The organism is Dyella sp. OK584 (assembly GCF_057787755.1).
In genome coordinates this window covers 2,447,966-2,461,826 of sequence record NZ_CM173542.1, presented here as the reverse complement: position 1 = coordinate 2,461,826, position 13,861 = coordinate 2,447,966, and the positions used below count along the sequence as shown (strand labels likewise).

The window sequence follows — 13,861 nt, the reverse complement described above, 5'->3', positions numbered from 1 at the left end:
TGGAACTGCCTTGAAGCTGCTTCGACCATTGGGCGCCGTGCTCGCCCTCAGCTTGCTGTTCGTCACAACGGCAACCGCGCAACCCGGTCTCTGGGTAGCCAGGAACGACCACGCCACGGTCTACCTGTTTGGCACCGTGCACCTGCTGCCATCCGATACCAACTGGACATCACCTGCGCTGGACAAGGCACTGGAAGAAAGTCAGCGCCTGAGCATTGAGATCGTCGATGACGATACCGCCACCATGCAGACGCTGGTAATGCAGAACGGCGTGGACTTCGGCCACCCGCTGTCGACCAAGCTCGATGACAGCGACCAGCATCGTCTCGAGCGGGCTGCGGAAACCGCCAAGGTTCCGGGTGGCGCGGCCACCCTGCAACCCATGCGGCCATGGCTGGCGGCACTCACGCTGACCATGGCCCCGCTGGTGCAGGCAGGGATGGACCCGAACCAGGGCGTCGACAAGCTGCTGAAGGCGCGCATGCAGCAGGCCGGCAAGCCGGTGGACGGACTGGAAACCTCGGAAAAGCAGATCCGCATGCTGGCCGACCTGCCCGAGTCCATGCAGCTGGACTTCCTGCGCCAGTCGTTCAAGGAAGCTGCCGAGGGTCCGGCGAAGCTGCGCGAGCTGGTCGATGCGTGGCGCAACGGCGACACCGATGCCATTGCCCATATCGAGGACGAAGACCTGCGCAAGGAAAGCCCCCTGCTCTATCAGCGCCTGATCGTCGAGCGTAACCAGGCCTGGGCCAAAGTGATCGCCGAGCGTATGAAACAGCCCGGCGTGAGTTTCATCGCCGTAGGCGCCGGCCATCTGGCCGGACCCGACAGCCTCCAGGAACAGTTGCGCAAGCTGGGCGTGGAATCCTCGCGAATCAGCCACTGAGCGCTTCTCCCGGCGCCGCCCGGATCAAAGGCCCCGCTTCCTGGAGCCGCCCCTCGCCGACCATCCCCCCTTTCTGGCACCATCCCTCGGTTAAGCGCGCCGCCTGCGCGCAGGCCATCGACTTAACCGAATGAATCTGCAAGCTAATTTTGAACAGATCCCGCTCAAGGAGTACGCCGAGCGGGCGTATCTCGACTACTCGATGTACGTGGTGCTGGACCGCGCACTGCCCTTCGTGGGCGACGGGCTCAAGCCCGTGCAGCGACGCATCATCTACGCCATGAGCGAGCTGGGCCTGGCCGCTGGAGCCAAGCCCAAGAAGTCCGCGCGCACCATCGGTGACGTCATCGGCAAGTTCCATCCGCACGGCGACACCTCGTGCTACGAGGCGATGGTGCTGATGGCCCAGCCGTTCTCGTATCGCTATCCGCTGGTCGATGGCCAGGGCAACTTCGGTTCGCCGGACGATCCCAAGAGCTTCGCGGCGATGCGTTACACCGAATCCAAGCTCAGCCCCATCGCCGAGGCGCTGCTGGGCGAGCTGGGCCATGGCACGGTGGACTGGGTGCCCAATTTCGACGGCACCATGGACGAGCCCAGCTGGTTGCCCGCGCGCATACCGCATGTGCTGCTCAACGGTTCCATGGGCATTGCCGTGGGCATGGCCACCGACATCCCTCCGCATAATCTGCGCGAAGTGGTAAGCGCGTGCATCCGCCTGCTGGACGACCCTGACGCCACCGTTGCTGATCTGTGCGAGCACATCCAGGGTCCGGACTACCCGACCGAAGCGGAGATCATCACGCCGCGCAACGAGCTGCTGGCGATGTACCAGGGTGGCACCGGCTCGCTGCGCGCCCGCGCTGTCTACCACGTGGACGACGGCAACATCGTCATCACGGCGCTGCCGCACCAGGTGAGCCCGTCCAAGATCCTCGAGCAGATCGCCGCGCAGATGCGCGCCAAGAAGCTGCCGATGGTCGAGGACCTGCGCGATGAGTCCGACCACGAGAATCCGATCCGTCTGGTAGTTGTGCCGCGTTCCAACCGCATCGACGCGGCCGAGGTGATGCAGCACCTGTTCGCTACCACGGACATGGAAAAGAGCTTCCGCATCAACCTCAACATGATCGGCCTGGATGGCCGTCCGCAGGTGAAGGACCTCAAGCGCATCCTCGGCGAGTGGCTGAGTTTCCGTACCACCACGGTCACGCGTCGTCTCGAGCATCGCCTGGCCAAGGTCGAGCGCCGCCTGCACATGTTGGAAGGTTTGCGCATCGCCTACCTCAATCTGGACGAGGTCATCCGCATCGTCCGCACCGAAGACGAGCCAAAGCCGGTGCTGATGGCTCGCTTCAAGCTCAGCGACGATCAGACCGACTACATCCTCGAAACCAAGCTGCGCCAGCTGGCTCGCCTGGAAGAGATGAAGATCAACGCCGAACGCGACCAGTTGGAAGAGGAGCGCGCCCGCATCAACGTGCTGTTGAAGTCGCCGGCCAAGCTCAAGGGCCTGATCAAGGAAGAACTGCGCGCCGATGCCACCAAGTTCGGCGACGACCGCCGCTCGCCGCTGGTGCAGGGCGTAGCCGCGCAGGCGCTGGACGAGAGCGCACTTGTGGCCAGCGAGCCGGTCACCGTGGTGCTGAGCGCCAAGGGCTGGATCCGCGCCGCCAAGGGTTACGACGTGGATGCCGATGGCCTCAACTATCGCGAGGGCGATAGCCTGCTCGCCGCCGTGAACGCACGCACCACGCAGCAGGTGGCGATCATCGACTCCACCGGCCGCAGTTATTCCACGCCTGCGCACACGTTGCCCTCGGCGCGCGGAAACGGCGAGCCATTGACCGGCCGCTTCAGCCCGCCCTCGGGCGCCAGCTTCGACGCGCTCACTGCCGGCGACAACGACACGCGCCTGATCCTGGCCACCGACCATGGCTACGGCTTCGTCACTCGTTTCGAGGCACTCACCGGCCGCAACAAGGCCGGCAAGCAGATCATCACGCTGGGCGACGGTGCCAAGGTGCTGGCGCCGCAGGTCAGCGCCGATCCGGCGCGTGACCGCATCGTGGTGGTCACCACGGAAGGCCACTTGCTGATGTTCTCGGTGGCCGAGCTGCCGGAACTGGACAAGGGCAAGGGCAACAAGCTGATCGATGTGCCGAAGGCCAAGCTCACCTCAGGCGTGAAAGTCGTCGGCGTCGCCGTGGTTGGCGAGGGCAAGGGCGAAGTCACGCTCTACGCTGGCCAGCGCAAGCTCAAGCTGAAATGGTCGGACCTGGTCGAGTACGGCGGCAACCGCGCCACCCGTGGAGGTCTGCTGCCGCAGGGCCTGCGGCGCGTGGAACGCATTGAAACGACAGCCTGAGGCGGGAACTTCCCACCTTTGCGCGGCATCGAATGCGGGTGTGTGCACACCGGCGACGGTTGCGCGTTATAGCCAGCACGTCCCCGGAGCTTTCCCATGAAGATGATCCGAACCACCGCTTTCGCCGCCGCCAGCCTGCTGACGGCGGCTGCGTGGGCGCAGAGTGCGAACCCGCCGTTGAACCTCAAGCTTCCGGACAACGTTCCTGCCGTCAGCTCCAGCAGCACCACACCAGCCGCTACCGATACCAGTGCCAAACCCGCTGCTGTCGCCCCCCAGGGCGCGACAGCGCAGGCGAATGCCAACGGCGACGCTCACGCCAAGGATCCGCCGGGTACGTATTACGGCGACACCAGCGGCGCACGCCACAACTCCCAGGCCAGCGCCGGCCAGCCCACCATCGTTTGCGATGACGCCACCTACAATCAGCCTCAGGTCCATGGCTCCGTCACGACGGGCGTCGTCGCTGGCAACCATGTCAGCGGCAGCTACGCAGGCGGCGGCGTCACGCTCAGCCAGGCATTCGGCAGCTGTGAGCATCCATCCGGTGGCATGAGCATCTCAGTGGGTGGCTCTCAAGGACATTACGGGCACTGAGCTTTTAAGTTCTTCTCCCCTCCGGGCGACCCGAAGGTAGTCCCTGTGGGAGAGAGGATTGAGGTGAGGGGCGGGTGCTCGCGAAAGACCTGCAAAGGCGCCTCGCGCCGATCTGCAATATCGCGAGATTGACCCCTCACCCCCGGCCTTCTCACCGACGGCGAGACGAAGAAGATGGGGTCGAAAGTTCTTGGAAAGGGTGGCCCCGCAGACTGGCGGCATGATTTACCGTACGCACCCCACGCGCCAAGCGCGCTTTTCCCCGTTTTTCGCCAGCCATACCGGAGCCTCCGAGTGATCCAGAACGTCGAGTTCCGCCTCGAGGGTGGCCGCAGCGGCGTGCTGCTGATTCATGGTCTGACGGGCACGCCGACCGAAATGCGTCTGCTTGGCAAGGGTCTGAACCGCGCCGGCTACAGCGTCTATGGCATGCAGCTGGCAGGCCACTGTGGCGACGCTGATGACCTGCTGAAAACCAGCTGGCAGGACTGGTATGCCAGCGTCGAAGCGGCTGCCGAGAAATTCCGCCACGAAGTGGATCACTTGTTCGTTGCCGGCCTGTCGATGGGCGCCGTGCTGGCGCTGAAGCTGGCCGTCGAGCGTCCGGAATGGGTCAAGGGCGTGGGCGTGTATGGTGCCACCTTCCGCTACGACGGCTGGGCGATTCCGTGGATCGGCAAGTTCTCTTTCCTGCTGCCACTGTTGCACAAGTTCGGCATCGGCAAGCACCGAATGGTGCACGAGGGCGAGCCGTACGGCATCCGTGACGAGCGCCTGCGCGCGCAGATCAGCTCGGCCATGCTCAACGGCGACAGCGCCGCGGCTGGCCTGCCCGGCAATCCGTGGCCTTCGCTGGCGGAGATGTACAACATGGCCGCCGTGGTGAAGCGCGAGCTACCCAAGGTCACCGCGCCCTGCTTCATCGCGCACGCTACCGAAGACGACATCGCCAGCATCGAGAACGCCCGCCTGGTGGAGCGTTCGGTGTCTGGCCCAGTGGAAACGCTGTGGCTGGAAGACAGCTATCACATGATCACCGTCGATCGCGAGCGCCGCCTGCTGGCGGACCGCTCGGCGGAATTCTTCCGCCAGATCGCCGCCACCTACGAGCCTGCCGCGCGCGCTGCGGCCTGAGGATTCCACCGTGAGTCCTCTGGTTGTCACGTTGTGGCTGCTCAACGTCACCCTGGATACCGTCGGCCAGCTCGCCTTCAAGGCAGCTGCCGGCGACCCGAACGCGGGCGACGGCGTGGCGCGCTGGAAGTACATGCTCGCCCGCCCGTGGATATGGGTGGGCATAACATCCTATGTCGCCGAGTTCCTCGTGTGGATCGCCTTTCTATCGCTGGTGGACCTGTCCGAAGGCGTGCTGCTCGGTTCGATCAACATCGTGGTGATCATGATCGCCGGACGCATTCTGTTCCGCGAGAAGCTCACGCCGCTGCGCGTGACCGGCATCCTGCTGGTGACGGCGGGTGTAGCCATCGTCGGCGTGGCCGGAGGTTGATCGCATGAGGCGTTTCTATGCCATTGGCTTCACCATCCTGGTGCTGTTCGACACGCTGGTGCAGCTGAGCTTCAAGTACGCCGGCAACCACGCCTTTCCACCCGAGGCGAACTGGGCGTGGATCGTGCGTGTGTTTGGCCATCCGTGGATCTACGTCGCGGTGGTCGGCTATATCGGCAACTTCTTCACCTGGATGACGCTGCTCAAGCACGCGCCGATCGGCCCAGCGTTCGCGGTCACTCACCTGGAAGTGGTCAGCGTGATGTTGTTTTCCGTGTGGCTGTTCCAGGAGCCACTAACCGTGCCACGCGTGCTCGGCGCCGCCACCATCGTGGCCGGCATCATCTGCCTCGCGTTTGCCGAGAGCGGCGCACATCCCGAGCAAGACGCCCCCACCGAAGCCAAGGGCGCGCTGGGCGTCGCCGCAGGCGACTGACATGGCCCGCGAGCTGCCGCCCACTGCTGGTCTGCCGCTTCGCCTGACCGACCTGTGGCCCGGCAACGCGCCATTCGCCAAGCGCGTCGCCGAGTGGCTCGGTGTTGGCCACTTGCAGCTCGAATGTTCCGGCACCGCCGCCATGGTGGTTGCACTGCGCGCCATGCATCGCCTGCGCCCGCAGCGCGATGAAGTCGTGGTGCCGGCGTGGACCTGCCCATTGGTGGCGCTGGCGATCCACCATGCAGGGCTCAAGCCACGGCTGTGCGACCTCTCGCCCAACCATTTCGACATGGACGCCGCGCAGCTTGCCGCGGTGACCGGGACACGCACGCTGGCAATCGTGCCCACGCATCTCGCTGGCCGAGTCGCCGATGTGAACACGGCGCTCGACATCGCCCATCGCGCAGGTGCGTACGTGCTGGAAGATGCGGCGCAGGCACTGGGCGCCATGCAGAACGATCGCAGCGTGGGCCTGCTGGGCGATGCCGGCTTCTTCAGTCTCGCCGTGGGCAAGGGCCTGACCCTGTTCGAAGGCGGCCTGCTGCTGACACGTGACGTCGTGCTGCGCGACGCCTTCGCCATCAGCCACGATGCGACCATCCGTCCTGACGCGCGCATGGACTGGCAACGTGCGCTGGAGCTGATCGGCTACACCCTCGCCTACCGTCCGTCGCTGCTGCCGCTCGCCTATGGCCGCCCGCTGCGCAAGGCGCTGGCCGCCAATGATCCGGTCACAGCCGTCGGTGATGACTTCGGCCCGGACATCCCGCTGCACACCGTCAGTGCCTGGCGCCAGGCTGTGGGTTCGCGCGCGCTGGTCCGCCTGCCCGGTTTTCTCGAAGGCACGCGCACGCAGGCCTTGCGCCGCGTGACCCGCCTGCGGCAAATCCCTGGCGTCACCGTGTTCGATGACGCGCCCGGCCAGCGTGGCGTGTGGCCGTTCCTGCTGCTTACGATGTCCAGCGAAGCGGCGCGTGACGAAGCATTGCGCACACTGTGGACGGCCGGACTCGGCGTCAGTCGCCTGTTCATCCACGCCCTGCCTGACTACGGCTACCTGCGTGATGTCGTGCCCGACACGTCGTTGCCCAACGCACGCAGCTTCGCCGCGCGCTCGCTCACCATCACCAACAGTCCGTGGCTGGATGAGGCGACGTTCGAGCGTATCGTCGCGGTGATTGAGGGTGCGGCTGCTCGCTAGCCTGCGGCCGCGCGCAGGGTGCGTACCTACGGGTGAGCCGTCGAGTCGACTTGGGCCTTCGTTCGGTTCCCCGTGGCAAGGAACAGCAGCACGCCCACACCCAGCGTCAGGCATGGGCCGACCAGCGAAAGCCCATAGCCGGCAGGAACCGCTATGCCCATCGCGGTAGCCGCATTGCTCGCGGCATGCATGAACACGCACAGCAGAATGCTGCGCGTCTGGCTATAGAGCCAGCCGAGCAACAGCGCGTTGCCCATCACTCCAATCAGGAACAGCGGAAAATCCCCGTGGTACTGGCTTACCCCCGGCAAGAAGAACAACGGCAGGTGCCATAGCGCCCAGATGGGTCCGACCATCAATGCAGCTCGGAGCTGGCCGACGGCATGGCCCCATTCCTCTTGGGCGACGCCGCGCCAACCGAACTCCTCCAGGCCACCGCCAACGATCATCATGGCAAACAGCGCAGGAAACGCGTGCAAGGGCTTGATCTGCACCGCCATCGCCATCGCCGGTCGCAGTACCACCGCCATGCCGACGGCGACGAACGACAGCACTACCGGCAGGCCGATCGCCACGGCATACCAGTTCGGCCGCACGCGCCAACGCCATAGCCGCTGATGGAATTCTCCCAGCGGCTTCTGTGCAACGGTCAGACACACGGCAACGTAGGCTGCAATGGTCGGCCCAAGACCGCCCAACACATAGAGCGCCATGTAAGGCCATTGGCCGTAGCTCGTCGCCTGCGTTCCCGCCAGCGCGATCAAGGCGCCCCAGGCCGTCCAGGAGATGCCGAACGCGGCCGCGAGAAAGATCAGCACGCGCCGACTGGCAGGAAAGGCAGCAGTCATGGTGATGGAGCCAGCTTGGACCATCGCCGGAAGGAGCCGGCGCTCTTGCCCATTCTGCCGGCGCTCCCTGCCCCGGTCGGCGTCCTGCCGGCGGTTACCGTGCCGCCGACCGCTTACACGCTGCTTTCGGCGATCGCTGCCAGCAAACGCGTATTGAACGCACGCTGCTGCATCTGCCATGCATCCAGTTCGCTTTGCGGAATGGGCGTCTGGCCGTCCATACCGCTCAACAGACGCTTCCACCAGGTGCGGTACTGATAGGCGGAAACCTCGCCATTGATGTCGCTGGCCACGATGCGGCCGCGCAAGGCCTCGATGATCGCCATGGCGTGCTGCTCTTCCAGCCGTCCCTGATCCCAGTTGGTGCGCGCGGTATCCACGCTGAAAGCGTCCTTATCGATCGACAGATAGGTCGCCTGCGGTGCCTGGTGCAGCTGCTGCACGAAGGCACAGGTCATTGCATCCGGATCGTCGAAACGGTGGAACGCATCGCTCAGGCCAAGCCTGGCTGCCCAGTCCACGTTCACATCCGTGCACCAATAGCTGAGCTTGCCGGCCTGCAGCGGGCGAAGGTAGTTCTCCCAGGCGTGCTTCACGCCAATGTCGCCGGACGTGATGCCTACCACGTGCACGTGAGTGACGTAAGGCAGCATGGCGACGCGACGCACCCACGAGCCGCAGTGAATGCCCCACGGGAAGCGCATGTTGTCCGGATGATTGTCGAACACCACCAGCTGGAACGGGCCACGCGCACGCTGACGCTCCACCAGTGGCCAAGTGAGATGGTGATAGTCGCCCGAACCCATCAGCACCGTGCCGTAACTGTCCGGCACACGCGTGTCGAGATAGTTACGCAGCCGGTTGAACGTACGCAGCGTGCAACCGAAGCGAATCGCCTCCTGCCAGTCCGACAAGGCAAGCGTGGTGGCGCCCGGTATCTCGCCTACCGAGCTGTCGAAATCAAGAATCAGCGGATCACGCTTGCTCATGCGCTGCCCATTGGCTATCGCTCTCGAAGAACCTGCCCAGCCGCCGCGCCAGCATGCGCAACAAAGGATTGCGCAGGTAGATCGCGTGCCTGGTCAGGGTGAATTGTGCACCCAGATAGGACTTGATCTCCGGATCAGTCCAGCCGGCCACATAGTGGGTCAGCCCCTGCTCGCGTGCCCATGCCAGGTTGTGGAACCAGCTGGTGAAGTAAAGATTCTGCTCCCGCGCCTGCGGATAGGCGAAGCCTACGTATTTGTCGATCAACTTGCCTTCCACCGCAAAGCACAGGTTCCAGCCGATCATCTTGCCTTCGTGGCGGTAGACGAATACCACGCCACCGTTGTTCGCATCGCGCAATACGGCGGCGAAGAAGGCGCGGCTGAGCTTGTCGAAATGGATCTCGCTCTGTGCGTAGACGTTTTCGTAAAGCGCGTAGTACGCATCCACCAGCATCTCATCGGCGAAAACCGCATCGCCGCATCGCACCGTCTCTACGACCACCTCATCGCGCTTGCGCAGCTTGCGGCGGATGTCCTTGCGGCGGCCCGACGAAAGGCGTGCCAGATACTCGTCCTCGCTGGCGAAGTCGATCGGCACATAGGCCAGCGCCTGCCCTTCCAGCAGCACGAAGCCCTCTGTCGCGCAGGCATCGGCAAAGTGTCTACACCATGCGCCAGTGGCTTCATCAAACAGCGGCGAAGCCTGCGGAATGTCCTTGATGATCAGCAGCCGCTGCCGACGCCCTAGCTGATCGCGCAATGCCGCCGCGAGCGGCGCAGGGTCGGCGCCGCGCGGAAACAGCGCGTACTCGGACACCGTGGTGCCAACGAACGCGGTACGCCAACGCAGCAGCCTTCCCCACCATCGGTACCCCGGGGCATGCACGATCTTTTCACGCAGCTGCGCGTCGGCCGTGGTGAGCAGATCAAACGGCGCCACGAAGGCCGGCGTGCCGGCGGCTTCGAGCACACTGAAATCGATGGGGGGATGCTCGGTGAACCGGGCGATCAGCGCGTCCGGCTCGAGCTGGTTGAGGTACCGCACAAGGCGTTTCCACTAGGTACAGACCCCATAGCATAAGACTCAGTAGCATCCGGCGGCAGGCTCTCATCACCATAAGGTTGGTGAAAGGCAGCCCGGGCACGATGCAACGTACCGTTCCGTATGCGCCCGAAATTCTGGACTTTGCCTTGGCGGTTCGTCAGGCTTGGAAAAGGGCATCGGATTGATGCCGCAGCACTTCGGCGCCATGGAAACCAGGAAAGCAGACATGAGCACAGTTCAGCAGGAAACCTTCGACATCATCGCCAAACAGGCCAAGATCGAGCTGGACACGATCAAGCCGGAGTCCACCCTGAAGGATCTGGGCATTGCCTCGCTGGACGCCATCGAGGTGATCTTCGACGTCGAAGAGCATTTCAACATCAACCTGCCCAACGAAGACACGGATTTCGACAACGGCACTGTCGGCCAGCTTGTCGAGGCCATCGAGCGTCAGCTCGCTCAGAAGGCCACCGAAAGCTAAACAACTGTTCAATGTCTCCCGGTAGCTCACGTTGGCAATAAACAGGCTTTGACCATGCGCCGTATTGTTATCACCGGGATGGGCGCGATCTGCGCGCTTGGCCATGATGCGCCTTCCGTCTGGAAGGCGATGACCGAAGGCCGCTCCGGCATCGGCCCGATCCATCACATCCTGCCTGGCCAGTTGCGCAATGGTGGCATTGCCGCCGAAGTCACCGACTACGATCCGGCGAATTTTTTCGATGAAGCGCGACGCACGCTCCTCGATCCATTCAGCGAGTACGCGCTGATTGCAGCCAACGAAGCCATCCGTCAGTCCGGCATCAGCTTCGAAGGCGAAGCGGGCGCGCGCACGGCGGTGGTGATCGGCACCGGCGCGGGCGGCGAAACCACCCGCGACGAACTCTACGAACGGCTTTACGGTGAACACCAGGGCCGCTTCCACCCGCTGGGCATCGTGCGCATGATGATGAATGCGCCGGCCAGCCAGGTGAGCATGGTGCATGGCATCACCGGCCCCGCCTTCGTGGTGGCCAGCGCCTGCGCATCGTCCAATCACGCCTTCGCGCAGGCCGCGATGATGATCCGCTCCGGATTGGTCGACGCGGCCGTCGTTGGCGGCACCGAGGCCTGCATCACGCTGGGTACGCTGCGCGCGTGGGAAGCCATGCGCGTGCTGGCGCCCGATACCTGTCGCCCATTCAGCGCGGGCCGTCGCGGCCTGGTGCTGGGCGAAGGTGCCGGCATGTATGTGATCGAGACGCTTGAATCGGCGCAGAAGCGCGGTGCAGACATCCTGTGCGAACTGGTCGGCACCGGCATGAGTTCCGATGCGGGCGATATTGCGGCTCCGTCCGATATCGGCGCAGCGGCGGCCATGAGCATGGCGTTGCGCGATGGTGGCCTGTCGCTCGACGAGGTGGACTACATCAACGCGCACGGTACAGGCACCGTGGCCAACGACAGTACCGAGACGCGTGCGATCCATCGCGTTTTCGGCGCGCATGCGCGCGACATGGTGATCTCCTCGACCAAGCCCATGCACGGTCATGCGCTGGGCGCCGGCGGCGCGCTGGAGCTGGTGGCCGCCATCGGTGCCATCCACGACGGCATCGTGCCGCCGACGCTGAACTATCTCGGCCCCGACCCGGCTTGTGACCTGGACTATGTGCCGAACGAGGCGCGCGAGATGACCGTGCATGCGGCCATCAGCAATTCGTTCGCATTTGGCGGTCTCAACGCCGTGATTGCGATTCGCCGAGCGCCCTGAGTCAGCACTTCTCCCTCTCCCCTAAGAGGAAAGGGCCTGCACGAAGGGTCAATCTTGCGACAGTGCTTCGCTGCCGCACGGAAAGCCTGGCTCAGGCGCCTACCCGCCGCCTCACCGCGTCCATATCGCGCACGGGCCTCACCTCGATACGCCCGGTGCGCGACCATGGAAACTCGCTGGCGATGCGCACCGCCTCATCCATGTCGGCCGCCTCGATGAGGTTGAAGCCACCAAGGTATTCCTTGGCTTCGGCAAATGGCCCGTCGATGACGCTCATCTTGTTGTCGCGCATGCGCAGAGACTTCGATCGCGCCGGCGATTCGAGCTGCATGGAATCGAGCAGCTGGCCCTCGGCGCGCAGTTCGTCCGCGTGGGCAAGGCATCCGCGCATCATGGTGTCGAACTCACCCTGGGGTAACGCGTCCAACAGGACGTCGTCGTTATAGATCATGACGAGGAACTTCATGCGGCCTCCAAATGACGGGCTGGCGTGATCGCGCTCCCCATGATGCCGGCAACACTCTGCAGATGCACGTTCAGGAAGATGGCAGTCTCACTGCAGCCGCCCGCTCAGCTGGCCGCCCAACCCATGTGCAACCGCGGCACGACGCGGCCGCGCTGAAGCCCTAAACTCGACCCATGCTCAAGATCGATACCCACGCCCATATCCTGCCCCGTGACTGGCCGAACCTGGCCGCCAAGTACGGCGATGAACGCTTCCCGGTGATGATCCACAACGATGGACGCCATCGCATCTACAAGGACGGCAAGTTCTTCAGGGAGGTGTGGGATTCGGCATTCGACCCGCAGCAACGCATCGACGACTACGCCCGTTTCGGCGTGGACGTGCAGGTGGTGTCCACCGTGCCGGTGCTGTTCTCCTACTGGGCGCCTGGCTACCAGGCGCTGGAGCTGCATCGCCACCTCAACGACAACACAGCGGCGCTCTGCAACAACTACCCCCGCCACTATGCCGGCATCGGCACGGTGCCACTGCAGTCGCCCGAACTGGCCATCCGCGAGCTGGAGCGTTGCATCGACGAACTGGGCCTGCAGGGCGTGCAGGTCGGCTCGCACTGCAACGACTGGAACCTGGACGCGCCAGAGCTGTTCCCGTTCTTCGAAGCCGCCGCGGATCTTGGCGCGGCCGTCATGGTGCATCCATGGGACATGATGGGCGCGGCCGACATGCCCAAGTACTGGCTGCCGTGGTTGGTGGGCATGCCGGCCGAACAATCACGCGCCGCGTGCTGCCTGGTCTTTGGCGGTGTGCTGGAACGTCTGCCCAAGCTACGCGTGATGCTCGCCCACGGTGGCGGCAGCTTCCCGTGGAGCATCGGCCGCATCGAGCACGGCTTCCGCATGCGCCCCGATCTGGTGGCCACTGACAATCCGCGCAACCCGCGCGAGTACCTGCAGCGGCTGTATTTCGACTCTTGCGTGCACGACCCGCAAGCCCTGCGCTATCTCCTGGATGTGACAGGGGTCGAGCGCGTGATGCTAGGGACCGACTATCCTTTCCCGCTGGGGGAACAGCATCCGGGCAGCGGCATCGAGGCGTTAGGCCTGGACGATGCCGCCCGTGCGCAGCTCTTCCACGGCACTGCCCTGGAATGGCTAGGGCTGTCACGACACCGATTCGAACCCATTGCAGTTCCACAGGAGCAGGCATGAGCTTCTTCCGCAACATGGTTTTCGCCAGCGCCCTTGTGCTGGCCGGCGCAGCCCACGCCACCGACATCAGCATGGCCAATGGCAGCGTCAACTTCAGCACGCCCGACCAGTGGGTTGGCATCATGGAAACCCAGGGTGATCCGGAAGTACGTGTGTTCCAGGTGCCCGACCCGTCGCCCACCGCCGCCAGCAGCCTTGCGCGTGTCACCGTGACGGTGAAGCAGGTGGCCGACGTCAGCGCCTTCCAGCAGTACGTGAGCGGCGCCATGAGCAAGGCGAAAGCGCTCACCGGTTATCAAGCCGCCACTGGCCAGGGTGCCGACAATTTCGTTTACACGGCACAGGAAAATGGCGCGCAGTACAGCTACAGCGAGCGCTACTGGCTCAAGGACAGCCACGCCATCCAGCTGCGTTGTGTGCGTCCGTCGCAGAGTCAGGCTGGTGCACCGTGGAAAGCAGCCTTTGACAAGGGTTGCGATGCCATTGCCGCGCGCCTGAAATAAGCTGTTTAACCGGGTGCGCGCCCATGTTGGGCGCACCTGACTGCACGAGAGTTC

Annotated in this window: 15 protein-coding genes; 11 read left to right on the top strand and 4 right to left on the bottom strand. The window is 64.2% G+C overall.

Annotated elements, in window-relative coordinates:
• Window positions 1–10: 10 nt before the first annotated feature.
• From AC3CBN_RS10975 to AC3CBN_RS10945, 7 genes are all read left to right on the top strand, one after another.
• Window positions 11–886, top strand: coding sequence for a TraB/GumN family protein (locus AC3CBN_RS10975; protein WP_488633065.1), 876 nt, complete (start codon window positions 11–13; stop codon window positions 884–886).
• 130 nt (window positions 887–1,016) lie between these two features.
• Complete coding sequence (gene parC / locus AC3CBN_RS10970; protein ID WP_488633064.1) at window positions 1,017–3,254, top strand: DNA topoisomerase IV subunit A; 2,238 nt, start codon at window positions 1,017–1,019, stop codon at window positions 3,252–3,254.
• A gap of 96 nt (window positions 3,255–3,350) precedes the next feature.
• On the top strand, window positions 3,351–3,851 hold the full coding sequence (locus tag AC3CBN_RS10965) for a hypothetical protein (RefSeq protein WP_488633063.1): 501 nt from the start codon (window positions 3,351–3,353) through the stop codon (window positions 3,849–3,851).
• A gap of 294 nt (window positions 3,852–4,145) precedes the next feature.
• Window positions 4,146–4,985 carry an alpha/beta hydrolase gene (locus tag AC3CBN_RS10960; RefSeq protein ID WP_488633062.1) on the top strand — a complete coding sequence of 280 codons (840 nt, stop codon included), beginning with the start codon at window positions 4,146–4,148 and terminating at the stop codon, window positions 4,983–4,985.
• Between the two features lie 10 nt (window positions 4,986–4,995).
• Window positions 4,996–5,358 (top strand): EamA family transporter, encoded by a 363-nt coding sequence (locus AC3CBN_RS10955; RefSeq protein ID WP_488633061.1) that lies wholly within the window; start codon window positions 4,996–4,998, stop codon window positions 5,356–5,358.
• Window positions 5,359–5,362: 4 nt separating this feature from the next.
• A complete protein-coding gene (locus tag AC3CBN_RS10950) occupies window positions 5,363–5,794 on the top strand; it encodes a DMT family transporter (protein ID WP_488633060.1) in 432 nt (143 codons plus the stop codon).
• Window position 5,795: 1 nt separating this feature from the next.
• Window positions 5,796–6,998 (top strand): DegT/DnrJ/EryC1/StrS family aminotransferase, encoded by a 1,203-nt coding sequence (locus tag AC3CBN_RS10945; RefSeq protein WP_488633059.1) that lies wholly within the window; start codon window positions 5,796–5,798, stop codon window positions 6,996–6,998.
• Window positions 6,999–7,024: 26 nt separating this feature from the next.
• On the opposite strand, the gene AC3CBN_RS10940 is transcribed toward AC3CBN_RS10945, so the two are convergent.
• The 3 genes from AC3CBN_RS10940 to AC3CBN_RS10930 form a co-directional block, all read right to left on the bottom strand.
• Window positions 7,025–7,846 carry a CPBP family intramembrane glutamic endopeptidase gene (locus AC3CBN_RS10940; RefSeq protein WP_488633058.1) on the bottom strand — a complete coding sequence of 274 codons (822 nt, stop codon included), beginning with the start codon at window positions 7,844–7,846 and terminating at the stop codon, window positions 7,025–7,027.
• A 113-nt stretch (window positions 7,847–7,959) separates the two neighbouring features.
• Window positions 7,960–8,835: a hypothetical protein gene (locus AC3CBN_RS10935; protein ID WP_488633057.1), complete on the bottom strand. Its 876-nt coding sequence runs from the start codon at window positions 8,833–8,835 to the stop codon at window positions 7,960–7,962.
• Window positions 8,822–9,880: a GNAT family N-acetyltransferase gene (locus AC3CBN_RS10930; protein WP_488633056.1), complete on the bottom strand. Its 1,059-nt coding sequence runs from the start codon at window positions 9,878–9,880 to the stop codon at window positions 8,822–8,824. The genes AC3CBN_RS10935 and AC3CBN_RS10930 overlap by 14 nt, the downstream gene beginning before the upstream one ends.
• Before the next feature lie 226 nt (window positions 9,881–10,106).
• On the opposite strand from AC3CBN_RS10930, the gene AC3CBN_RS10925 reads away from it, so the two are divergent.
• Together AC3CBN_RS10925 and AC3CBN_RS10920 are read left to right on the top strand one after the other, a co-directional pair.
• Window positions 10,107–10,361, top strand: coding sequence for an acyl carrier protein (locus AC3CBN_RS10925; protein WP_488633055.1), 255 nt, complete (start codon window positions 10,107–10,109; stop codon window positions 10,359–10,361).
• 54 nt (window positions 10,362–10,415) lie between these two features.
• A complete protein-coding gene (locus tag AC3CBN_RS10920; RefSeq protein WP_488633054.1) occupies window positions 10,416–11,630 on the top strand; it encodes a beta-ketoacyl-[acyl-carrier-protein] synthase family protein in 1,215 nt (404 codons plus the stop codon).
• Window positions 11,631–11,721: 91 nt separating this feature from the next.
• Here the strand turns inward: AC3CBN_RS10920 and AC3CBN_RS10915 are convergent, their stop codons facing one another.
• On the bottom strand, window positions 11,722–12,096 hold the full coding sequence (locus tag AC3CBN_RS10915) for a YciI family protein (protein ID WP_488633053.1): 375 nt from the start codon (window positions 12,094–12,096) through the stop codon (window positions 11,722–11,724).
• A 173-nt stretch (window positions 12,097–12,269) separates the two neighbouring features.
• Here AC3CBN_RS10915 and AC3CBN_RS10910 point away from each other — a divergent pair, with 173 nt between their 5' ends.
• Window positions 12,270–13,304, top strand: coding sequence for an amidohydrolase family protein (locus tag AC3CBN_RS10910; RefSeq protein ID WP_488633052.1), 1,035 nt, complete (start codon window positions 12,270–12,272; stop codon window positions 13,302–13,304).
• The gene (locus AC3CBN_RS10905) at window positions 13,301–13,807 is read left to right on the top strand and encodes a hypothetical protein (RefSeq protein WP_488633051.1); all 507 of its coding nucleotides are present in this window, start codon (window positions 13,301–13,303) and stop codon (window positions 13,805–13,807) included. Before AC3CBN_RS10910 ends, AC3CBN_RS10905 begins: the two co-directional genes overlap by 4 nt.
• Window positions 13,808–13,861 lie beyond the last annotated feature (54 nt).